At 55.5% G+C, this 21,603-nt stretch carries 23 protein-coding genes; 11 read left to right on the top strand and 12 right to left on the bottom strand.

The features are described from left to right. Nucleotides 1-57 precede the first annotated feature (57 nt). The 3 genes from ACW14G_RS04665 to ACW14G_RS04655 form a co-directional block, all read right to left on the bottom strand. A complete protein-coding gene (locus tag ACW14G_RS04665; protein ID WP_163448402.1) occupies nt 58-1,194 on the bottom strand; it encodes an HlyD family secretion protein in 1,137 nt (378 codons plus the stop codon). Between the two features lie 2 nt (nt 1,195-1,196). After that, nucleotides 1,197-1,565, bottom strand: a complete 369-nt coding sequence (locus tag ACW14G_RS04660) for a DUF3302 domain-containing protein (RefSeq protein ID WP_167574821.1) — start codon at nt 1,563-1,565, stop codon at nt 1,197-1,199. Nucleotides 1,566-1,782: 217 nt separating this feature from the next. After that, nucleotides 1,783-1,992: a hypothetical protein gene (locus ACW14G_RS04655; RefSeq protein WP_065357211.1), complete on the bottom strand. Its 210-nt coding sequence runs from the start codon at nt 1,990-1,992 to the stop codon at nt 1,783-1,785. Nucleotides 1,993-2,265: 273 nt separating this feature from the next. On the opposite strand from ACW14G_RS04655, the gene ACW14G_RS04650 reads away from it, so the two are divergent. From ACW14G_RS04650 to trmL, 5 genes are all read left to right on the top strand, one after another. Next, nucleotides 2,266-2,628: a YibL family ribosome-associated protein gene (locus ACW14G_RS04650; RefSeq protein WP_064541058.1), complete on the top strand. Its 363-nt coding sequence runs from the start codon at nt 2,266-2,268 to the stop codon at nt 2,626-2,628. A 272-nt stretch (nt 2,629-2,900) separates the two neighbouring features. After that, nucleotides 2,901-4,556, top strand: a complete 1,656-nt coding sequence (gene lldP / locus ACW14G_RS04645) for an L-lactate permease (protein ID WP_163448408.1) — start codon at nt 2,901-2,903, stop codon at nt 4,554-4,556. Then, nucleotides 4,553-5,329, top strand: a complete 777-nt coding sequence (gene lldR / locus ACW14G_RS04640) for a transcriptional regulator LldR (RefSeq protein ID WP_064541052.1) — start codon at nt 4,553-4,555, stop codon at nt 5,327-5,329. The genes lldP and lldR overlap by 4 nt, the downstream gene beginning before the upstream one ends. Then, nucleotides 5,326-6,510 carry an FMN-dependent L-lactate dehydrogenase LldD gene (gene lldD, locus ACW14G_RS04635; protein WP_167574819.1) on the top strand — a complete coding sequence of 395 codons (1,185 nt, stop codon included), beginning with the start codon at nt 5,326-5,328 and terminating at the stop codon, nt 6,508-6,510. The genes lldR and lldD overlap by 4 nt, the downstream gene beginning before the upstream one ends. A 174-nt stretch (nt 6,511-6,684) precedes the next feature. Continuing rightward, a complete protein-coding gene (gene trmL, locus ACW14G_RS04630; RefSeq protein ID WP_064541047.1) occupies nt 6,685-7,158 on the top strand; it encodes a tRNA (uridine(34)/cytosine(34)/5-carboxymethylaminomethyluridine(34)-2'-O)-methyltransferase TrmL in 474 nt (157 codons plus the stop codon). Nucleotides 7,159-7,221: 63 nt separating this feature from the next. On the opposite strand, the gene cysE is transcribed toward trmL, so the two are convergent. From cysE to ACW14G_RS04605, 5 genes are all read right to left on the bottom strand, one after another. After that, a complete protein-coding gene (cysE, locus tag ACW14G_RS04625) occupies nt 7,222-8,043 on the bottom strand; it encodes a serine O-acetyltransferase (RefSeq protein ID WP_035894708.1) in 822 nt (273 codons plus the stop codon). Between the two features lie 79 nt (nt 8,044-8,122). Further along, nucleotides 8,123-9,142, bottom strand: coding sequence for an NAD(P)H-dependent glycerol-3-phosphate dehydrogenase (gpsA, locus tag ACW14G_RS04620; RefSeq protein ID WP_455648494.1), 1,020 nt, complete (start codon nt 9,140-9,142; stop codon nt 8,123-8,125). After that, nucleotides 9,142-9,609 carry a protein-export chaperone SecB gene (secB, locus tag ACW14G_RS04615; protein ID WP_064541041.1) on the bottom strand — a complete coding sequence of 156 codons (468 nt, stop codon included), beginning with the start codon at nt 9,607-9,609 and terminating at the stop codon, nt 9,142-9,144. The genes gpsA and secB overlap by 1 nt, the downstream gene beginning before the upstream one ends. Before the next feature lie 79 nt (nt 9,610-9,688). Further along, nucleotides 9,689-9,940, bottom strand: coding sequence for a glutaredoxin 3 (grxC, locus tag ACW14G_RS04610; protein ID WP_163448417.1), 252 nt, complete (start codon nt 9,938-9,940; stop codon nt 9,689-9,691). A 39-nt stretch (nt 9,941-9,979) separates the two neighbouring features. Beyond that, the gene (locus ACW14G_RS04605) at nt 9,980-10,411 is read right to left on the bottom strand and encodes a rhodanese-like domain-containing protein (RefSeq protein WP_163448418.1); all 432 of its coding nucleotides are present in this window, start codon (nt 10,409-10,411) and stop codon (nt 9,980-9,982) included. A 248-nt stretch (nt 10,412-10,659) separates the two neighbouring features. Here ACW14G_RS04605 and gpmM point away from each other — a divergent pair, with 248 nt between their 5' ends. The 3 genes from gpmM to ACW14G_RS04590 are packed head-to-tail and all read left to right on the top strand — an operon-like array spanning nt 10,660 to nt 14,430. Then, the gene (gene gpmM, locus ACW14G_RS04600; RefSeq protein ID WP_167574817.1) at nt 10,660-12,207 is read left to right on the top strand and encodes a 2,3-bisphosphoglycerate-independent phosphoglycerate mutase; all 1,548 of its coding nucleotides are present in this window, start codon (nt 10,660-10,662) and stop codon (nt 12,205-12,207) included. A 9-nt stretch (nt 12,208-12,216) separates the two neighbouring features. After that, complete coding sequence (envC, locus tag ACW14G_RS04595; protein ID WP_163448422.1) at nt 12,217-13,488, top strand: murein hydrolase activator EnvC; 1,272 nt, start codon at nt 12,217-12,219, stop codon at nt 13,486-13,488. Between the two features lie 3 nt (nt 13,489-13,491). Next, nucleotides 13,492-14,430, top strand: coding sequence for a divergent polysaccharide deacetylase family protein (locus tag ACW14G_RS04590; RefSeq protein WP_249022600.1), 939 nt, complete (start codon nt 13,492-13,494; stop codon nt 14,428-14,430). Here the strand turns inward: ACW14G_RS04590 and ACW14G_RS04585 are convergent, their stop codons facing one another. The 3 genes from ACW14G_RS04585 to kbl form a co-directional block, all read right to left on the bottom strand. Further along, nucleotides 14,431-15,381, bottom strand: coding sequence for a glycosyltransferase (locus ACW14G_RS04585; protein WP_167574816.1), 951 nt, complete (start codon nt 15,379-15,381; stop codon nt 14,431-14,433). It lies immediately after the preceding gene. Between the two features lie 93 nt (nt 15,382-15,474). Beyond that, complete coding sequence (gene tdh / locus ACW14G_RS04580; protein ID WP_163448426.1) at nt 15,475-16,500, bottom strand: L-threonine 3-dehydrogenase; 1,026 nt, start codon at nt 16,498-16,500, stop codon at nt 15,475-15,477. A gap of 9 nt (nt 16,501-16,509) precedes the next feature. Then, entirely contained in the window at nt 16,510-17,706 is a 1,197-nt protein-coding gene (gene kbl / locus ACW14G_RS04575) for a glycine C-acetyltransferase (RefSeq protein ID WP_163448428.1), read from the bottom strand. 217 nt (nt 17,707-17,923) lie between these two features. Between kbl and rfaD the strand changes: the two genes are divergently transcribed. Genes rfaD through rfaC form a run of 3 tightly spaced genes read left to right on the top strand, consistent with a single transcriptional unit; the run spans nt 17,924 to nt 20,878 of the window. Then, a complete protein-coding gene (gene rfaD, locus ACW14G_RS04570) occupies nt 17,924-18,856 on the top strand; it encodes an ADP-glyceromanno-heptose 6-epimerase (RefSeq protein WP_064541014.1) in 933 nt (310 codons plus the stop codon). 9 nt (nt 18,857-18,865) lie between these two features. Continuing rightward, a complete protein-coding gene (gene rfaF / locus ACW14G_RS04565) occupies nt 18,866-19,912 on the top strand; it encodes an ADP-heptose--LPS heptosyltransferase RfaF (protein WP_249022599.1) in 1,047 nt (348 codons plus the stop codon). Between the two features lie 3 nt (nt 19,913-19,915). Beyond that, entirely contained in the window at nt 19,916-20,878 is a 963-nt protein-coding gene (rfaC, locus tag ACW14G_RS04560) for a lipopolysaccharide heptosyltransferase RfaC (protein ID WP_249022598.1), read from the top strand. Nucleotides 20,879-20,903: 25 nt separating this feature from the next. Here rfaC and ACW14G_RS04555 read toward each other — a convergent pair. Continuing rightward, on the bottom strand, nt 20,904-21,603 hold a 700-nt coding region (locus ACW14G_RS04555), incomplete at its 5' end, for a glycosyltransferase family 52 (RefSeq protein ID WP_455648493.1).

Below are 21,603 nucleotides of genomic sequence, written 5' to 3'. Positions count from 1 at the left end.
CAACAAAACTATCAGTATGGCTCAGGCAGCGGCATTCGCCTTCTGGATTTTGTCATCCTAGTGATCCAGATAGAGATAATGCATCCAGCTGGTCATCCGCAGCAGCACTTTACGCATCACCGACACGTGAGCGAAATGGTCGGAATAGACCGCCACCTGGGCATAAATACCGTCGGGCAGGGAATCCACATCAGCGTTCGGGTCCAGGTCAATCAGCGCCATGACGCCGTCGGTTCCCGGTACCACACTCAGCGACTGTAGCGCACCCTGCGCCTGATATGAGCCGCCGGGCACTACGGGTAAAATGCTCGCCAGCTTGCCGTGGAACACCTGCCCCGGCAGCGCGTTAAACACCACTTCTGCATCATCGCCCGCTTCCAGGCGCAGCAGCGAGTTCTGGCGGAATTGAGCAACAATCTGCCGTTTCTGTTCCGGGATAAACACCATGACCGGACGCAGCGGCAGCGCGGCAGCGTAGGTACCTGGACGAATGAGTACCTGTGTGGCGTAGCCGTCGCTTGGCGCGCGGATGATGGTCTGATCGAGGTTATATTTGGCTTCCGACAGCTGTGCGCGCAGGCTGACAATCTGCGACTGTTCGCCGTTAACCATGCTGTCTAACTGACTTTGAATCTGCGACTGTTCGGCAATCGACCCTTTGACCATCGCGTCCTGCGCGAGGTAGTTCTGTCTGGCGTTATCGATATCGCTCTCTGAGAATGGGTTTACCCGCGCCTGGCTGCCTTTCAGATAGCGCTGATAATCTTTGTACAAGCGATCGCGCTCGGCGGAAACGCGGGTGGTGTTCGCCTGCGCTTCGGACAGCTGAGCTTTCAGCGTCTGGACGCTATGTGTGGCAGTCACCAGGTCGGCCTGTAATCGGTCGACTCGCGCCTGATAACGCGTCGGGTCAATCTTAAACAGCACCTCACCTTTTTTAATCAGCTGGTTATTTTTATCCGTCACCTCGCTGACTACGCCGGTGACCTGTGGCGTAATCGGAATAGAGATCACCGCTTTTTGCGCGGTATAGGTATACGGGTGGTTATAGTTCATTAATAAAATAAGCCCGCTAACCAAAAATATACCGCCCAACGCGGCGGTGGCTAACGTCCATTGGTTAACAGGAATACGGAATATTTTAAATACCGCCCACGCAAGCGCCACATAAGTTAATACGATCAGCAGATCCATAATTATTGCTCCGGCGTTGTCGCGTCGGTTGAGGGGGATATTTCCGCCAACTTTTGCTCCAGCTCAGCCACGCGGCGGGAAAGCTGCGCAAGCGCGTCATCCGCTGCTGGTGCGGATTCTGAAGGTTTTATATGTGACTGCATGCCCCAGCCGCGTTCAGGCTGGTAGAGGGTGGCCCAGATCCATAAAAACGGCCAGATAACATGCAGCGTAAACAGACTGACCCAGCCGGCGGTATGAATAGCATCGGCGTGGGGATGATTACGCTTTTTCGCAATGGTATAGGGAATATCATGAATCATGATGATCCCGTAAAACAGGACCAGGAAAACGAAGATCAGCACACCCAACGCAAAATAGTTTAGAAACATATCTGCCCCAGATTCACGCTTATTTGGTTTTTTTAAATTGCAGGCAGCCGAGATGCTGATGGCTGATAATATGAAAATAATGCGCAATGACCGTTTTCGCCATTCCGCGGCGGGGAATTTTTACCAGAAGAGACGGACAGCAAAAAACGCTGGTTGTACACAATGTGTCACCAGCAGGAGAAGTCGTTAAATCGGCGTCAGTACGCCGATTTTTATGCTACTTTTTCGGCGTTTCCACAGGGCGATAAAGGTTACGATAATGGGCTAATCGCACCAGGAACATCTCGGCTTTGTCCTCGGGAATATCGGCGGGAACCCGGTCTGAATAGGGTCGTTTTTGCAGATACTCCATAAACGCCTGGCTGGAGGCCATAAAGTCTACCGCCTTATCAATGATTTGCGGTACGTTCTCTCCCATTTTGCTCATCGTCGCACTCCCTCTTTAAGACCTTTCCCTAAGCATGGATAATCCTGGCGCGAAGGGTTGAGGAAAATGTGCGGTTCTTCACCACTCATTTCCAAAAAAGCGATCAACTTAACTATTTTATGAAATAACAATACTATTCATAAAGTTACATTAATTATCTGCTTATAATCGCCCGAAGAAACTACCTTATTTTGTATAATTAACTACCAGAAATGAGCGGCAACGCGCATACTAAGCGCTATTACGTCTATTTTGTTATCAGATATCAGCAAGATGAAAGAAATCGAGAAAAATGAAATCAAACGTCTGAGCGATCTGCTCGACGCCATCCGCCACCAGCAGGCAGGCCTGTCTCTGGTTGAGAGCGCAGAAAAATATGCCGAGCTGGAAGAAGAAAAAACCAAGCTCGAAACCGAAATCGCTCGCCTGCGTGAAGTGCATACGCAGAAGCTGAGCAAAGAGGCCCAGAAACTGGCCAAAATGGGCTTCAGTCGTCCAATCACCAAAAAAGAACAGGCCGACATGGGCAAGCTGAAGAAAAGCGTCCGTGGCCTGGTGGTGGTTCACCCGATGACAGCGCTTGGCCGTGAAATGGGCCTGCAGGTGATGACCGGGTTCGCGAAGAGCGAGTTCTGATTCCTCCTTGAACCTTCTCCCGCCCGGGGGAAGGTTTTTTTATTCTCTCCCTCCCAAATTGGCCCAACCAATTTCACAACCAAATCTCTGGTAATTCACAATTCCACTATTTGGCGTCACAAACACATTGCCACATAGCAACATTTGATTAACCATTCATTGTCATTATCCCTACACTACCCTATTGGCAGGGCCAATTTTACACAAACTGTGACGCAGAGATGAGCACAGACTCACCGCCGACCGGTACGTGTGGCCCCCTGGAGACCTGCATGAGCCTCTGGCAACAAAACTACGATCCGGCCGGGAATATCTGGCTTTCAAGCCTGATTGCCTCACTCCCTATCCTGTTCTTCTTCTTCGCGCTGATTAAGCTCAAGTTGAAGGGCTACGTCGCAGCCAGTTGGACGGTATTCATCGCCCTTGCCGTCGCGTTGCTGTTCTACAAAATGCCGGTCGACCGCGCGCTGGCGTCGGTGGTGTACGGCTTCTTCTACGGTCTGTGGCCCATCGCCTGGATTATTATCGCCGCCGTTTTTGTCTACAAAATTTCGGTGAAGACCGGGCAATTCGACATTATTCGTTCGTCGATTCTTTCCATTACGCCGGACCAACGTTTGCAGATGCTGATCGTCGGCTTCTCCTTCGGCGCCTTCCTCGAAGGGGCGGCGGGTTTCGGCGCGCCGGTGGCGATTACCGCCGCGCTGCTGGTTGGTCTGGGCTTTAACCCTCTGTATGCAGCGGGTCTGTGTCTGATCGTCAATACCGCACCGGTGGCGTTTGGCGCGATGGGAATCCCGATTCTGGTCGCCGGGCAGGTGACCGGGCTGGACAGCTTTGAAATCGGCCAGATGGTAGGCCGTCAGCTGCCCTTCCTGACCATCATCGTGCTGTTCTGGATCATGGCGATTATGGACGGCTGGCGCGGTATCAAGGAGACCTGGCCCGCGGTGATGGTAGCAGGTGGTTCGTTTGCTATCGCCCAGTACCTCAGCTCTAACTTCCTGGGGCCGGAACTGCCGGACATCATCTCTTCGCTGGTTTCTCTGGTGTGTCTGACGCTGTTCCTCAAGCGCTGGCAGCCGGTACGTATTTTCCGCTTTGCCGATATGGGCGCCTCCCAGGTCGATATGAACCTGGCGCGCACCGGCTACACCGCCGGGCAGATCGTTCGCGCCTGGTCGCCGTTCCTGTTCCTGACCGCCACTGTGACGCTGTGGAGCATCCCGCCGTTTAAAGCGCTGTTCGCTCCAGGCGGCGCGCTGTACGATCTGGTGATTAACGTTTCGGTTCCGTATCTCGACAAGCTGGTTGCCCGTATGCCACCGGTAGTGAGTCAGGCCACGGCCTACGCGGCGGTCTATAAGTTCGACTGGTTGTCGGCAACCGGCACCGCGATTCTGTTTGCCGCCCTGCTCTCTATCGTCTGGCTGCGCATGAAACCGAAAGATGCCATCAATACCTTCGGCTCCACGCTGAAAGAACTGGCGTTACCGATTTACTCTATCGGCATGGTGCTGGCGTTCGCCTTTATCTCGAACTATTCAGGTCTGTCATCAACACTGGCACTGGCGCTGGCGCATACCGGCCACGCGTTCACCTTCTTCTCACCGTTCCTCGGTTGGCTCGGCGTGTTCCTGACCGGTTCTGACACCTCTTCCAACGCGCTGTTCGCCGCGCTTCAGGCTACCGCCGCGCAACAAATTGGCGTGTCGGACGTGCTGCTGGTTGCGGCTAACACCACCGGCGGCGTCACCGGCAAGATGATTTCGCCGCAGTCCATCGCCATTGCCTGCGCGGCGGTTGGCCTGGTAGGTAAAGAGTCCGACCTGTTCCGCTTTACCGTGAAACACAGCCTGATTTTCACCTGCATGGTGGGCGTAATCACCACGCTGCAGGCTTACGTCTTAACCTGGATGATTCCGTGATAACACTGCCCAAACGTCTGTCAGACGATGTCGCCTGCCGCGTGCGGGCACTGATTGAAGAACAACAGCTGGAGGCGGGCATGCGTTTGCCCGCCGAAAGAAAGCTGGCAGCCCAGCTTGGCGTCTCGCGCAACTCGCTGCGCGAAGCGCTGGCGAAGCTGGTGAGCGAAGGATTGCTGCTCAGCCGTCGCGGCGGCGGCACCTTCGTGCGCTGGCAGCATGAAGGCTGGTCTGAGCAAAATATTGTGCAGCCGCTGAAAACGCTGCTGGCCGACGATCCGGACTACAGCTTTGATATCCTCGAAGCGCGCCACGCCATTGAAGCCAGCACCGCCTGGTATGCCGCGATGCGCGCGACCGATGCCGATAAAGAAAAAATCCGCCTTTGCTTTGAAGCCACCCAAAGCGACGACCCGGACCTCGCCTCTCAGGCCGACGTTCGCTTCCATCTCGCCATTGCCGAGGCATCCCACAACGTGGTGCTGCTACAAACCATGCGCGGTTTTTTTGACCTGTTGCAATCGTCGGTGATCCAAAGCCGCGAACGTATGTATCTGGTGCCGCCGGTGTTTGCGAAGCTGACCGAGCAGCATCTGGCCATTCTCAATGCCATTACCGCAGGTGATGCCGAAGGCGCGCGTCAGGCGATGATGGCGCACCTCGGTTTCGTCCACACCACCATTAAACGTTTTGATGAAGACCTGGCTCGTCAGGCGCGGATCACCCGCCTGCCCGACGACCACACTGATATTTCCAGGGAGAAAAAAGCATGATTATTTCCGCTGCGAGTGACTATCGCGCTGCCGCCCAGCGCATTCTGCCGCCGTTCCTGTTCCACTATATTGACGGTGGCGCGTATGCGGAACACACCCTGCGCCGCAATGTGGAAGATCTCTCCGACGTCGCGCTGCGCCAGCGTGTGCTGAAAAATATGTCCGACCTGAGCCTGGAAACCACGCTGTTTAAAGAGCAGCTTTCTATGCCGGTCGCGCTGGCGCCGGTTGGTCTGTGCGGCATGTACGCCCGTCGCGGCGAAGTGCAGGCCGCCGCCGCAGCGGATGCCAAAGGCATCCCGTTTACCCTCTCCACCGTGTCGGTCTGCCCGATTGAAGAGGTGGCCCCGACCATCAAGCGCCCGATGTGGTTCCAGCTGTACGTACTGCGCGATCGCGGCTTTATGCGCAACGCACTGGAACGCGCCAAAGCGGCAGGCTGTTCAACGCTGGTCTTTACCGTCGATATGCCAACCCCCGGGGCGCGCTACCGCGATGCCCACTCCGGCATGAGCGGCCCCAACGCCGCCCTGCGCCGCTACTGGCAGGCGGTGACTCATCCGCAATGGTCCTGGGACGTTGGCCTCAACGGGCGTCCGCACGACCTGGGCAATATCTCGACCTATCTCGGCAAACCCACCGGGCTGGAAGATTACATCGGCTGGCTGGCGAATAACTTCGATCCGTCTATCTCGTGGAAAGACCTCGAGTGGATCCGCGAATTCTGGGACGGCCCGATGGTGATCAAAGGGATCCTCGACCCGGAAGATGCCCGCGACGCGGTGCGCTTCGGCGCGGATGGTATCGTGGTTTCTAACCACGGCGGCCGCCAACTCGACGGTGTGCTCTCCTCCGCCCGCGCGCTGCCGGCGATTGCCGATGCGGTAAAAGGGGATATCACGATTCTGGCTGATAGCGGCATCCGTAACGGTCTCGACGTGGTGCGCATGATTGCACTGGGCGCGGACAGCGTGCTGTTGGGCCGCGCGTACCTCTACGCGCTGGCAACACACGGGCAGGCGGGGGTAGCTAACTTGCTGAATCTGGTTGAGAAAGAGATGAAGGTGGCGATGACGCTGACCGGGGCGAAATCGATTAAAGAGATTAGCCGCGATTCGCTGGTGCAGAGTGCGGAAGTGGCGCAGGTGTTTAATGCCATTAAGCAGGGGAATGCGGCGTAGTTTTGTGCCGTTTGTTCCCCTCACCCTGGCCCTCTCCCCAGAGGGGCGAGGGGACTGCTCAGTTTCGTTTGCTCACCCGCAGATCTGCTCTGCTCCCTCTCCCATTCAGGGAGAGGGCCGGGGTGAGGGTTTCCGCAAATTCTGCTATCCTGCCCCGCAATCCAAGGGGGCAGTATGCTTAACATCGTTTTATTCGAACCTGAAATCCCGCCCAATACCGGGAACATCATCCGTCTGTGCGCCAACACCGGCTTCCGTCTGCATATCATCGAACCGATGGGCTTTGCCTGGGATGATAAACGCCTGCGCCGCGCCGGGCTGGACTACCACGAGTTCACCGCCGTCACGCGCCATGCCAATTATGCCGCCTTTGTTGAGAGCGAAAACCCGCAGCGCCTGTTTGCCCTGACCACCAAAGGTACGCCCGCCCACAGCGCGGTGAGCTATCAGGACGGCGACTATCTGATGTTTGGCCCGGAAACCCGTGGGCTGCCCGCGACCATTCTGGACGCGCTGCCGCCTGAGCAAAAAATTCGGATTCCGATGATGCCGGACAGCCGCAGCATGAACCTGTCGAACGCGGTGTCGGTGGTGGTGTATGAGGCATGGCGCCAGCTGGGGTATCCGGGCGCCGTATTGCGTAGCTGATATTGGCCGGATGACGGCTACGGTTTGGTAGGCCCGGTAAGCGCTGCGCCACCGGGCAAGGCCTTAAATCCCGTCGCCGTACTCAAACCCGTGATTAATGCCGTTGAAGTGCTGGTCCATATCCATCGCCGGTTTATCCGACTCCGGTTTGCCGACGATACGCGCCGGTACGCCTGCGGCGGTGGTGTGTGGTGGAACCGGCTGCAAGACCACTGAGCCCGCGCCGATTTTCGCGCCGCGACCCACTTCAATATTGCCGAGGATCTTCGCCCCGGCCCCAATCATGACGCCTTCGCGGATTTTCGGGTGACGGTCGCCGCTGGTTTTCCCGGTACCGCCAAGGGTGACGGACTGGAGGATCGAGACGTCGTTTTCAATCACCGCCGTTTCCCCGACCACTATGCCGGTCGCGTGGTCGAGCATGATGCCGCGGCCAATTTTGGCCGCCGGGTGAATATCCACCTGGAAAGATACGGAGACCTGATTTTGCAGGAAAATCGCCAATGCGCGACGCCCCTGGCCCCACAGCCAGTGACCAATGCGATAAGCCTGCAGAGCGTGGAAACCCTTCAGATACAGCAGCGGGGTAGAATATTTGTCGACCGCCGGGTCACGCGTGCGCACGGCCTGAATATCGCAGGCGGCGGAGGCGATCATCTCCGGGTCGGCGGCGTAGGCCTCTTCCACCACTTCGCGAATCGCGATAGCAGGCATAATCGGAGAAGCCAGCTTGTTGGCAAGCATGTAGCTTAAGGCACTGCCGAGGTTTTCGTGTTTGAGTAAGGTCGCATGATAAAAACTGGCGAGCATAGGCTCACAGTCCGCCAGAGCCCTGGCTTCCGCTTTAATATTGTTCCAGACAATTTCCAGTTCTTCACACGACATTGCTTACTCCACACGATGAGATAATGACCGGCCCGTTCTGCGCGGGCCGGGTCATAGCGGTAACAAAGGTTCCCTGGGGTTAGTGGCTGCTGCGCTCGTCCTTGCGTGCACGACCTAATAACGTCAATGCTGCCTCGCGCGCGTTTTTTCCGCAATATAATACCTGATAAATTTCCTCGGTTATTGGCATTTCGACACCTACACGGTGCGCCAACTCGCGGACTTCTTTGGTATTACGGTAACCTTCGACCACCTGGCCAATACTGTCCTGCGCTTCCTGAACCTGCGCCCCTTTGCCCAGCGCCATGCCGAAACGACGGTTTCGCGACTGGTTGTCGGTACAGGTCAGCACTAAATCGCCGAGCCCCGCCATGCCCATAAAGGTCACCGGGTCTGCGCCCAGCGCCACGCCCAGGCGCGACATTTCGGTCAGGCCACGAGTGATCAGCGCCGTACGCGCGTTGGCGCCAAAGCCAATGCCGTCGGAGATGCCCGCGCCAATCGCAATCACGTTTTTCACCGCTCCGCCCAGCTGGACGCCGATGAAGTCCGGGTTGCTGTAGACGCGGAAGCTTTTGCCGCAGTGCAACAACTGCTGCAAATCGTCGGCAAAGACCGGGTCCGTCGCCGCCAGCGAAATCGCCGTCGGCAAACCCGCCGCCAGCTCTTTGGCAAAGGTTGGGCCAGAAATCACCGCCAGCGGGATCTCGTCACCCAGCGCTTCACGCGCCACATCCTGCAACAGACGACCGGTTTCCGCTTCCAGGCCTTTCGTCGCCCATAAAAGGCGCGCATCAGGACGCAGCAGCGGTTTCATCTGACGCAGTACGTCGCCGAATACGTGGCTTGGCACCACCACCAGAATATCGCGGCTGGCGGCCAGAGCGGTCGCTAAGTCGCTTTCCAGGTGGAGCGTCTCGGGAAACGGAACGTCGGGAAGAAATGCCGCGTTGCAGCGATCGTGCTGTAGCGTCGCGACATGTTTGGGATCGTGGCCCCAGAGTACGACCTGGTGGCCGTTTCTTGCCACGGTGATGGCAAGAGCGGTGCCGTAAGAGCCGGCACCGATCACAGTCATTGAAGCATTAAGTGCGTTCATCAGGCATCCTGATGTTGTTCTGCACCTTCGCCAGCCTGCTGCTGCAGATAGTTCATGAACAGCGCATCAAAGTTAACCGGCGCAAGGTTCAGCTGTGGGAAAGTCCCACGGGAAACCAGGCTGGTGATGCATTCACGCGCATACGGGAACAGGATGTTCGGGCAGTATGCACCCAGGCAATGAGCCATTTGAGTCCCTTCGATACCTTCGATGGAGAAGATACCCGCCTGCTGAGTTTCACACAGGAATGCGGTTTCTTCGCCCAGAGTCGCCGTTACGGTGACACGCAGCACCACTTCATACACGCCTTCAGCCAGCTGGTTGGAAGCGGTATCCAGATCAAGTTTAACCTCTGGTTGCCAATCTTTCTGGAAAACATGCGGTGCATTCGGCGCTTCAAAGGAAACGTCTTTGGTGTAGATGCGCTGAATCTGGAAAGCCATTTCTGCGTTGTTTTGTTCTGACATGTGTAAAAAACCCTTTCGTGTTGTCCTTAAAAAAAGCGGTACGCCTCACGCCTGCTTCTGCAGGCGCGAACGCGAAGCATTAGCGCAGCAGGGGATCAAGTCCACCACGCGCATCAAGCGCATACAAGTCGTCGCAGCCGCCAATGTGCTGTGCATCAATAAAAATCTGCGGAACCGTCGTGCGGCCGCTGCGCTGAATCATCTCTTCGCGCTTTTCAGCGTTACCGTCGATAGGCAGTTCCTCAAAGGTGACGCCTTTTTCAGACAGCAGCGCTTTTGCACGGTGGCAATAAGGGCATGTTGCTTTGGTATAGATTTCAATCTTCGCCATGACAGCTCTCCTGACTTCACCCGATGAACGAGCAGGGAATTATTTGCCGCGAACCAGAGGCAGGTTTTCACCGCTCCAGCCAGCAATACCTTCTTTCAGTACGAATACTTTTTCAAAACCGGCTTTCAGCAGTGCGGTAGCGGACTCGGTTGCCTGCATACCCGTGCCGTCGGTCACGATCACCGGTTTGTCTTTGTGTTTTTCCAGCTCGCCGACGTTGTTGGCTTTGATTTCGTTCGGCAGCAGGTTCAGGGAACCGGCAATGTGGCCTTTACGGAAATCATCACGCTGGCGCAGGTCAACGACAATCGCGTCTTCTTTGTTGATCAGGCGCGTCGCTTCGCCGCGGTTGATGACCTTAACTTTAGACATCAGCCCTTTAAAAGTGGTGAACAGCACGGCCGCCAGCAGCGCGATCCACGCGATGCTCAGGACAGGGTGACGACCTACAAATTGCATAATTTCTTGCATGGGGGGTAACAGCTCCCGACGTGTAATGTTTAAAAACCAGGGAAGGAGTATACCTGCGGCGTGGCGCAAATACAGCCAGCGCGCGCGATGTAATGCGTTTTCTGCGGAGTGCTACGGAAAAAAGGGGGAAAATGTGCGTTTTTCCTCGTGCATCTCCCCGCTTTCTTTGATCTCTCATTGTTATTTTATCGATTCAGCTGTAGTAAAATTACGCAAATTTTCTGTCTTTAGAGCATGAGGTTGTCGCAATGTCGGTTTCTAAAAAACCTATGGTACTGGTGATTCTGGATGGCTACGGCTACCGCGAAGAGCATCAGGATAACGCTATTTACAGCGCAAAAACGCCAGTAATGGACGCGCTGTGGGCCAAACGTCCGCATACCCTGATCCACGCTTCCGGCCTGGAAGTGGGTCTGCCAGACGGTCAGATGGGTAACTCTGAAGTCGGTCACGTGAACCTGGGCGCAGGCCGTATCGTGTATCAGGATCTGACCCGTCTTGACGTTGAAATCAAAGATCGCCAGTTCTTCGCTAACCCGGTGCTGTGCGGCGCGGTAGACAAAGCGGTTGCCGCCGGTAAAGCGGTACACATCATGGGCCTGCTGTCCGCCGGTGGCGTACACAGCCATGAAGACCACATTATGGCGATGGTAGAGCTGGCCGCTGAACGTGGCGCAGAAAAAATCTATCTGCACGCCTTCCTCGACGGTCGTGATACCCCGCCACGCAGCGCTAACGGCTCCCTGCAGAAGTTTGAAGAGAAATTTGCCGCACTGGGCAAAGGCCGCGTCGCCTCCATCATCGGTCGTTACTACGCGATGGACCGTGACAACCGTTGGGATCGCGTTGAACAAGCTTACAACCTGCTGGTTGAAGCCAAGGGCGAATTCCAGGCTGACACCGCGGTTGCCGCGCTGGAAGCCGCTTACGCTCGCGACGAAAACGACGAATTCGTGAAAGCAACCGTCATCCGTGCAGCCGGCCAGGCCGATGCCGCAATGGAAGATGGCGATGCGCTGGTCTTCATGAACTTCCGTGCTGACCGAGCGCGTGAAATCACCCGCGCTTTCGTTAACGCTGACTTCGACGGCTTCAAGCGCCACAAAGAAGTGAAGCTGGGCGATTTCATCATGCTGACTGAATATGCGGCAGACATCAAAGCACCGTGCGCCTACCCACCAGCGTCTCTGGAAAATACCTTTGGCGAGTGGATGGCGAAGCATGACAAAACCCAGCTGCGCATCTCCGAAACCGAGAAATACGCGCACGTGACTTTCTTCTTCAACGGCGGCGTTGAAGAGCCGTTCAAAGGCGAAGATCGCATCCTGATCAACTCCCCGAAAGTGGCCACCTACGACCTGCAGCCGGAAATGAGCTCTGCCGAGCTGACCGAGAAGCTGGTTGCGGCCATCGAAAGCGGCAAGTACGACACCATCATCTGTAACTACCCGAACGGCGATATGGTTGGCCATACCGGCGTCATGGAAGCCGCAGTGAAGGCCGTTGAAGCGCTGGATCACTGCCTGGATGAAGTCACTCATGCGGTCGAGAAAGTGGGCGGCCAACTGCTGGTTACCGCTGACCACGGCAACGCCGAGCAGATGCGTGATCCGGCTACCGGCCAGGCGCACACTGCCCACACCAGCCTGCCGGTTCCGCTGATTTATGTTGGTGACAAAACCGTCAAAGCGGTGGAAGGCGGCAAGCTCTCCGACATCGCGCCGACCATGCTGGCGCTGATGGGGATGGAAATCCCGCAACAGATGACTGGTAAGCCGCTGTTCATCGTGGAATAATCCTTCCCCATGAGGGGAAAGGCGATCTATTCCATTAAATGGGCCGAAGCGACGCTTCGGTCTACGTTTTACGCCAGCGTGCTCAGCGCTGGCGTATTGCTGTGCGCCACGCCCGCCCACGCGGACGACCGCTCACAGCTCCAGTCTATTCAGGCCGATATCGCCGCCAAAGAGCGCGCGGTACGCCAACAACAGCAACAACGCGCCACCCTTCTCGCCCAGCTTAAAGCGCAGGAACAGGCCATCGCCGCCGCCGCGCGTCAGCTACGTGAAACGCAAAACTCGCTGGCACAGCTCAATGCGCAAATCGCCGAGATGAACGCCAACATTGCTAAGCTGGAAAAACAGCGCGCGATGCAGGAGCGCAACCTCGCCGCACAGCTTGATGCCGCGTTCCGTCAGGGCGAACATACCGGTATTCAGCTGATTCTCAGCGGTGAAGAGAGCCAGCGTGGGCAGCGTCTACAGGCCTATTTCGGCTACCTGAACCAGGCGCGGCAGGAAACCATCGCCGAGCTCAAGCAAACCCGCGAAGACGTGGCGGCGCAAAAAACCGAGCTGGAAGAGAAACAGAGCGAACAGCAAACGCTGTTGTACGAGCAGAAGGCCCAGCAGGCCAAACTGGAAGCGGCGCGTAACGAGCGCCAGAAAACGATTTCCGGGCTGGAATCCTCCATTCAGCAGGGCCAGCAACAGCTTGGCGAGCTACGGGCGAACGAATCCCGCCTGCGCAATAGCATTGCGCGTGCCGAAGCGGCAGCAAAAGCTCGCGCCGAGCGCGAAGCCAAAGAGGCCGAGGCGGTGCGTAACCGTCAGCAAGAGGCCACCCGCAAAGGCACCACCTACAAACCTTCCGAAAGTGAACGCTCACTCATGGCACGAACCGGCGGTCTGGGCGCCCCTCGCGGTCAGGCTTACTGGCCGGTTCGCGGCACGACGCTGCATCGCTATGGCGAACAGCTACAAGGTGAGCTACGTTGGAAGGGGATGGTCATCAGCGCATCGGAAGGCACCGAAGTCAAAGCCATTGCCGATGGGCGCGTCATCCTTGCCGACTGGCTACAGGGCTATGGCCTTGTTGTGGTGGTCGAGCACGGTAAAGGCGATATGAGCCTCTACGGGTATAACCAGAGCGCGCTGGTCAGCGTTGGCACACAGGTCCGCGCCGGGCAGCCGATCGCCCTGGTGGGCAACAGCGGCGGACAGGGTCGACCGTCGCTCTATTTCGAAATTCGCCGCCAGGGTCAGGCGGTCAATCCACTGCCGTGGTTGGGAAGATAAGTTTTGCTTCAATTTCGTCGAGTCGTACTTCTTGGTGCGCTGGCATTCGCCGCGCCGAGCTATGCCGGTAAGCTCTCTATCGTTATCGATGACTTTGGTTATCGTCCGCAGCAGGAAAATCAGGTGCTGGCGATGCCGTCCACCATTTCCGTTGCGGTACTCCCTAACGCCCCTCATGCGCGTGAAATGGCCACTAAGGCCCATAACGCCGGGCATGAAGTGTTGATTCACCTGCCGATGGCGCCGCTCAGCAAGCAGCCGCTGGAAAAAGACACCCTGCGCCCGGACATGAGCAGCGATGAGATCGAACGGATTATTCGCGAAGCGGTCGATAAAGTGCCGTATGCCGTAGGCCTGAACAACCATATGGGCAGCGCGATGACCTCCAGCCTGTTTGGCATGCAAAAAGTGATGCAGGCGCTCAGCCGCTACAATCTTTACTTCCTCGACAGCATGACCATCGGCAATAGCCAGGCCATGCGCGCTGCTAACGGTACCGGGGTGAAGGTGATTAAGCGCAGAGTGTTCCTCGACGACACCCAGAACGAAGCGGATATTCGTCGCCAGTTTAACCGGGCAGTCGACCTCGCGCGCCGCAACGGTTCGGCGATCGCTATTGGTCACCCGCATCCAACGACCGTGCGCGTATTGCAGCAAATGGTCTATAACCTGCCGTCAGATATCACCCTGGTGCGCCCGAGCAGCCTGCTCAACGAACCGCAGGTTGACACCTCGACGCCGAATCGCGGTTTGCCGCCGTCCGTTCAACCGTCACAGCCACGCAACCCGTTCCATGGCGTGAAGCTTTGCAAGCCGAAGAAACCACTGGAGCCGGTCTACGCCAGCCGCTTCTTCAACGTATTGAGCGAAAGCATCACCCACAGCACGCTGGTGCAGTATATGCAGCTGCAATGGCAGGGGTGGAGCAGCAGTGGGGCTTAATTAACCGCGCATCTTTGACCACAGGCGAATGAGGAACCATACGCTGTGTATGTCGGTAAGCCCTTTCGCCAGGTCGGAGAGTGCGATCTGCTCGTTGAATTTTTGTCGTACGGCCGTTTTGTCTTTTATCTTACGGCGATAGAGCCCCAGAAAATGCCCGCTTTCTTTTAACGCGTGAATCAGCAGCGAACGGCGAACGGCTGCATATTCCGGACGTTTCGCGTAGGCGATCAGTTTGCTGATAATATCAATGTAGCTATAGGCTCGTGGATCGTAGTAGCGAGTGTGATTAGTGATCGACTCAGTATTCTTGACGTAGTAGTAATCCGGCGTCTCTGAGAGATAAAACACACCATTGGCCAGCGCCAGTTCCGTCGTCCACAGAATATCTTTATGGCTGCTGCCAATATGAAAATCGATATTATTTTTTTTGATGTACTCTGAACGGATAATTTGCAGCCAGATATAATGCGGCCATTCCCGCACTTTCACCGCATGGTTAATCCATGCAAAACCACTCTGCGTTTGGTTATAAATCTGTCGGGAGTGAACAGCATGCCCATGCTGATGGCCACGTGCCGAAGTGAACATACCGTTGGAAATTAGCACATCGCAATTATTTTTCTCGGCCAGTTGCAGCCGTGAATAAATCATATCCGGATGAATATCATCATCGGCATCAAGTAAAATCAGCCATTTGCCCTGGTGGGCTGCCAGTCCTGCGTTTCGCGCAACGTAGACGCCGCTGTTAGGTTGAGAAATGATTTTCAGCCGGCTGTCAGAAATCGACGAAAGAATATTCAGCGTATTATCCGTTGAACCATCGTCAATAACGATAAGCTCCAGCGATACCCTTTGTTCAGCCAGAACGTCTTCAACGATCTGCTGGATACTCTTTTCACCGTTATATACCGGAATAATAACGCTAACATCGATTGTCTGGCTGGTCATACTCGCTCTTTACTATGAAGTGAAACTGGCGCTAGCGTACTAGAGATGAAGCCGAAAATAAAAGGCCAGGAGAGCGATCCTGGCCTTTTATGATTAATCCCAGCTCAGCACAACTTTACCGGACTGACCGGAACGCATCGCGTCAAAGCCTTTCTGGAAGTCATCAATGCCGAAGCGGTGGGTGATGATCGGCGACAGGTCGAGGCCAGACTGGATAAGCGCCGCCATCTTGTACCAGGTTTCGAACATTTCACGGCCATAGATACCTTTAATAAACAGCCCCTTAAAGATAACTTTGGTCCAGTCGATGGACATATCGGACGGTGGAATACCCAGCATCGCAATGCGTCCGCCGTGGTTCATGGTGTCCAGCATGGAGCGGAACGCTGGCGGCGCGCCGGACATTTCCAGACCGACATCAAACCCTTCAGTCATGCCCAGCTCTGCCATCACGTCGTTGAGATTCTCTTTGGCGACGTTGACCGCGCGGGTCACGCCCATTTTGCGCGCCAGCTCCAGGCGGTATTCGTTCACGTCAGTAATCACCACGTTACGCGCACCAACGTGTTTGGCAACCGCGGCCGCCATCACGCCAATCGGGCCCGCGCCGGAGACCAGCACATCTTCACCCACCAGGTCGAAAGAGAGCGCGGTGTGCACCGCGTTGCCGAACGGGTCAAAAATTGAGGCCAGGTCGTCGGAGATATTGTCCGGAATTTTGAACGCGTTAAACGCCGGGATCACCAGATATTCCGCAAAACAGCCCGGACGGTTAACGCCAACGCCAATGGTGTTGCGGCACAGGTGCGTACGTCCGGCGCGGCAGTTACGGCAGTGACCACAGGTGATATGGCCTTCACCGGAGACGCGGTCGCCGATTTTAAAGCCGCGCACTTCCTGGCCGATACCGACCACTTCGCCCACGTATTCATGACCCACAACCATCGGTACCGGGATCGTCTTCTGCGACCATTCATCCCAGTTGTAGATATGCACGTCGGTGCCACAAATCGCGGTTTTGCGAATTTTAATCAGCAGGTCATTGTGGCCGAGTTCCGGTTCCGGAACGTCGGTCATCCAGATCCCTTCTTCCGCTTTCAGTTTAGATAACGCTTTCATCTGACACCCTCAGGCAATCACGCCCAGTTGTTTACCGATGCGGGTAAAGGCTTCCACCGCACGTTCAATTTGTGCCGTCGTATGCGCCGCTGACATCTGGGTGCGGATACGCGCCTGGCCTTTTGGTACCACCGGGAAGAAGAATCCGGTGACGTAAATTCCTTCTTTTTGCAGCTCACGCGCGAAATTCTGCGCCACCACCGCATCGCCCAGCATTACCGGGATAATCGCGTGGTCCGCGCCCGCAAGCGTAAAGCCAGCGGCGGTCATTTTTTCGCGGAACAGACGGGCATTGGCCCACAGCTGGTCGCGCAGCTCAGCGCCATTCTCCACCATCTCCAGCACTTTAATCGATGCGGCAACGATAGCCGGCGCCAGCGAGTTGGAGAACAGATACGGACGCGAACGCTGGCGCAGCCACTCCACCACTTCCTTACGCGCTGCGGTATAGCCGCCGGACGCGCCGCCAAGCGCTTTGCCCAGCGTGCCGGTGATGATGTCGACACGGCCCATCACATCACAGTATTCATGCGAACCACGGCCATTTTCACCGACGAAGCCAACCGCGTGGGAATCATCGACCATCACCAGCGCATCGTATTTGTCCGCCAGGTCGCAGACGCCTTTCAGGTTGGCAATCACACCGTCCATCGAGAACACGCCGTCGGTGGCAATCAGCACGTGGCGTGCACCGGCTGCACGCGCTTCCTTCAGGCGCTCTTCCAGCTCAACCATATCGTTGTTGGCATAGCGGAAACGCTTCGCTTTACACAGGCGCACGCCGTCGATGATCGAGGCGTGGTTCAGGGCGTCGGAGATAATGGCGTCTTCTGCGCCCAGCAGCGTTTCAAACAGGCCGCCGTTGGCATCAAAGCAGGAGGAATACAGAATGGCGTCTTCCATACCGAGGAAGCTTGCCAGCTTCTGCTCCAGCGCTTTGTGGCTGTCCTGGGTGCCGCAAATGAAACGTACCGAGGCCATACCGAAACCATGGCTGTCCATACCGGCTTTGGCGGCATTGATCAGCTCAGGGTGGTTGGCCAGGCCAAGGTAGTTGTTGGCGCAGAAGTTAATGACGTGGCTGCCGTCGCCCACGGTGATATCCGCTTGCTGAGCGGAGGTGATAATACGTTCTTCTTTAAACAACCCTTCCGCACGGGCGGTATCGAGGTCCTGAGTTAACTGTTTGTAAAAATCACCACGCATTGCAACTCTCCAGATTCGGTAAAATTTGGCACATATTACCCAAAGCTATACGCTGATACGAGATGATGCATGTCTGAATGAATTATTTGCAGCATAAATCACGCGTCCCACATCCAGCCGAACGGTGAAAGGCTGAAGGCGGGCTAATGTGATGGTATGATTAGAAGCATTCGTGCCCGGGATACGCCCTGGCCCACCAATATCAAAGGTTACAGTTATGATTATCGTTACCGGCGGCGCTGGCTTCATTGGCAGCAACATCGTGAAAGCGCTGAATGACAAAGGCATTACCGACATCCTGGTAGTGGACAACCTGAAAGACGGCACCAAGTTCGTAAACCTGGTGGACCTGGATATCACCGACTACATGGATAAAGAAGATTTTCTGATCCAGATTATGGCCGGTGAAGAATTCGGCGACATCGAAGCCGTATTCCACGAAGGCGCTTGCTCTTCCACCACCGAGTGGGACGGTAAGTACGTGATGGATAACAACTATCAGTACTCCAAAGAGCTGCTGCACTACTGCCTCGAGCGTGAAATTCCGTTCCTGTACGCCTCTTCCGCAGCCACCTACGGCGGCCGCACCAGCGACTTTATCGAGTCCCGCGAATTTGAAAAACCGCTGAACGTGTACGGTTACTCTAAATTCCTGTTCGACGAGTACGTACGCCGCATCATGCCGGAAGCGAATTCACCGATCGTGGGCTTCCGCTACTTTAACGTCTACGGGCCGCGTGAAGGCCACAAAGGCAGCATGGCGAGCGTCGCGTTCCACCTGAACACCCAGTTGAACAACGGTGAAAGCCCGAAACTGTTCGAAGGCAGCGATGGCTTCAAACGTGACTTCGTTTACGTCGGCGACGTGGCGGCGGTAAACCTGTGGTTCTGGGAAAACGGTAAATCCGGCATCTTCAACCTCGGTACCGGCCGCGCGGAATCCTTCCAGGCCGTGGCTGACGCCACCCTGGCGTTCCACAAAAAAGGCAGCATTGAATACATTCCGTTCCCGGACAAACTGAAAGGCCGCTACCAGGCGTTCACGCAGGCCGATCTGACCAACCTGCGCGCTGCTGGCTACGATAAGCCGTTCAAGACCGTCGCCGAAGGCGTAACGGAATACATGGCCTGGTTGAACCGCGACGCGTAAGAAGTCAGCATGAAAATACTGGTGATCGGCCCGTCATGGGTGGGCGACATGATGATGTCGCAAAGTCTCTATCGCACGCTCAAGGCGCGCTATCCCCAGGCGATAATCGACGTGATGGCACCCGCGTGGTGCCGTCCGCTGTTATCGCGGATGCCGGAAGTTAATGAAGCGATCGCCATGCCTTTAGGGCATGGCGCGCTGGAAATTGGCGAACGGCGCAAGCTCGGCCATAGCCTGCGCGAGCGGCGCTATGATCGCGCTTATGTCCTGCCTAATTCCTTTAAATCTGCGTTGGTGCCCTTCTTTGCCGGTATCCCACTGCGCACCGGCTGGCGCGGCGAGATGCGCTACGGCCTGCTGAACGATGCGCGAGTGCTGGATAAAGAGGCCTGGCCGCTTATGGTCGAGCGCTACGTGGCGCTGGCCTACGACAAAGGCGTGATGCGCTGCGCGAAAGATCTGCCGCAGCCGCTGCTGTGGCCGCAGTTGCAGGTGAACGAAGGCGAGAAATCGCTGGCCTGTAACGCGTTTTCGCTCTCCAGCGACCGCCCAATGATCGGCTTTTGCCCCGGTGCGGAGTTTGGTCCGGCAAAACGTTGGCCACACTACCACTACGCCGCACTCGCGAAGCAGCTGATCGACCAGGGTAACCAAATTGTTCTTTTCGGTTCCGCAAAGGACAACGAGGCAGGTAATGAAATTATCGCCGCACTCAGCGACGAGCAAAAAGGCTGGTGCCGTAACCTGGCTGGCGAGACCAAGCTGGAGCAGGCAGTGGTGCTGATTGCCGCTTGTAAGGCGATCGTCACCAACGATTCCGGCCTGATGCACGTGGCTGCCGCGCTAAACCGCCCGCTGGTTGCACTCTACGGGCCAAGCAGCCCGGACTTCACGCCGCCGCTGTCAAACAAAGCGCGCGTGATTAGGCTAATTACCGGTTACCACAAGGTCCGCAAAGGCGACTCTGCGCAGGGCTATCATCAGAGCCTGATCGATATCACCCCAGCGCGCGTCCAGGAAGAGCTCAACGCGCTACTGTCGAGCGAGGAAGCCTGACGCATGCGAGTGTTGATCGTCAAAACCTCTTCAATGGGCGACGTCCTGCACACGCTGCCGGCATTAACCGACGCGATGCGTGCCATCCCCGATATTCGCTTTGACTGGGTCGTGGAAGAGGGTTTCGCGCAAATTCCTTCATGGCATGTAGCGGTAGACCGCGTGATTCCGGTGGCCATCCGCCGCTGGCGTAAAGCGTGGTTCTCCGCCCCCATCAAAGCCGAACGCAAAGCCTTTCGCGATGCCATTCAGGCGGTAAAATATGATGCGATCATCGATGCTCAGGGGCTGGTAAAAAGCGCCGCGCTGGTCACCCGACTGGCACACGGCATCAAGCATGGCATGGACTGGAGTAGCGCCCGCGAGCCGCTGGCCAGCCTGTTCTATAACCGCCGCCATCATATTGCCAAACAGCAGCATGCCGTAGAGCGCACCCGCGAGCTGTTTGCGAAGAGCCTCGGCTACACCAAACCTGAAACGCAGGGCGACTACGCCATAGCGCAACATTTTCTGGGGTCGCTTACGCCTGCAGAAGCCCCCTACTGCGTCTTCCTGCATGCCACGACGCGCGATGATAAGCATTGGCCGGAAGAAAACTGGCGTGAGCTGATTCGCCTGCTGGGCGAGCGCGGTCTACGCATCAAATTACCATGGGGTGCGCCGCATGAAGAAGCCCGCGCGAAGCGCCTGGCTGAAGGGTTTGATTACGTGGAAGTTCTGCCGCGTCTGAGCCTCGGGAAGGTGGCGCACGTGCTGGCAGGTGCGGAATTTGTCGTTTCAGTGGATACCGGATTGAGCCACTTAACCGCGGCTCTGGATCGCCCCAATATCACGCTGTATGGCCCGACCGACCCTGGATTGATTGGGGGATATGGGAAGAATCAGGTCGCGTGCAACGCTGATTTGGCAAGCCTGAATAACTTACAGGCGGATAAAGTTTTAGAGCTAATTAACTCATTAAAATAATAAAATGCCCTTTTAGGGCATTTTATTACGCATCAAGATCGTAAATTGACACGACTTCTTTCTTGTTAAACAGTGAGAAAGAATCAAGAATATCATTTCTGATAAGATTAGTTTTTAGTAAGATAATTCTAACATTTGGTAGATTCATTGTATTTAACTGGCACGTACTCGCGAAACCAATCACATTTACAACAACCCCTTTTCTTACAAGATCATAGATATAATCTTCAGAAATTGACTCCACATTAACTTCATTCATTGAGAACACTTCACTCGACATCTCTCGTGGGTGCCGTAAATATAAAATGTTATCAAAACTCTGATGGAGTTGGCGAATTTTATGGATAAGAGCATCTAATTGTTGCTCCCCCTTATTAGCCAGTATATCTTTAAATTTCGAACCGACAAAGACATTGACTATTTCAACATCAGCGGATTTGTCGTTATCTATTATAATTTCATTGCATTCTAATATATTAAGCTTAACGATATCCGTCTTAACATTAAGCGTCCTATTTTTATCAAGAATAGTAAAGTGCAATGAGCTGTTCTCAATAATCTTTCTAATACTCATTGTGTTTTTATAACAAAGACGAGTAAGAAGATATCTTAACTTTTTCTTTTCCTTTATTTTATGATTAATATCAGAAATAGTATTAATGTTTAAGATACCATCATCAAATGTTCTCAACTTCATCGTTGATGGAATCTGCGACAGGATATAT

The sequence above is a fragment of the Kluyvera sp. genome (genome assembly GCF_965301105.1).
This window is presented reverse-complemented; position numbering and strand designations above follow the sequence as displayed.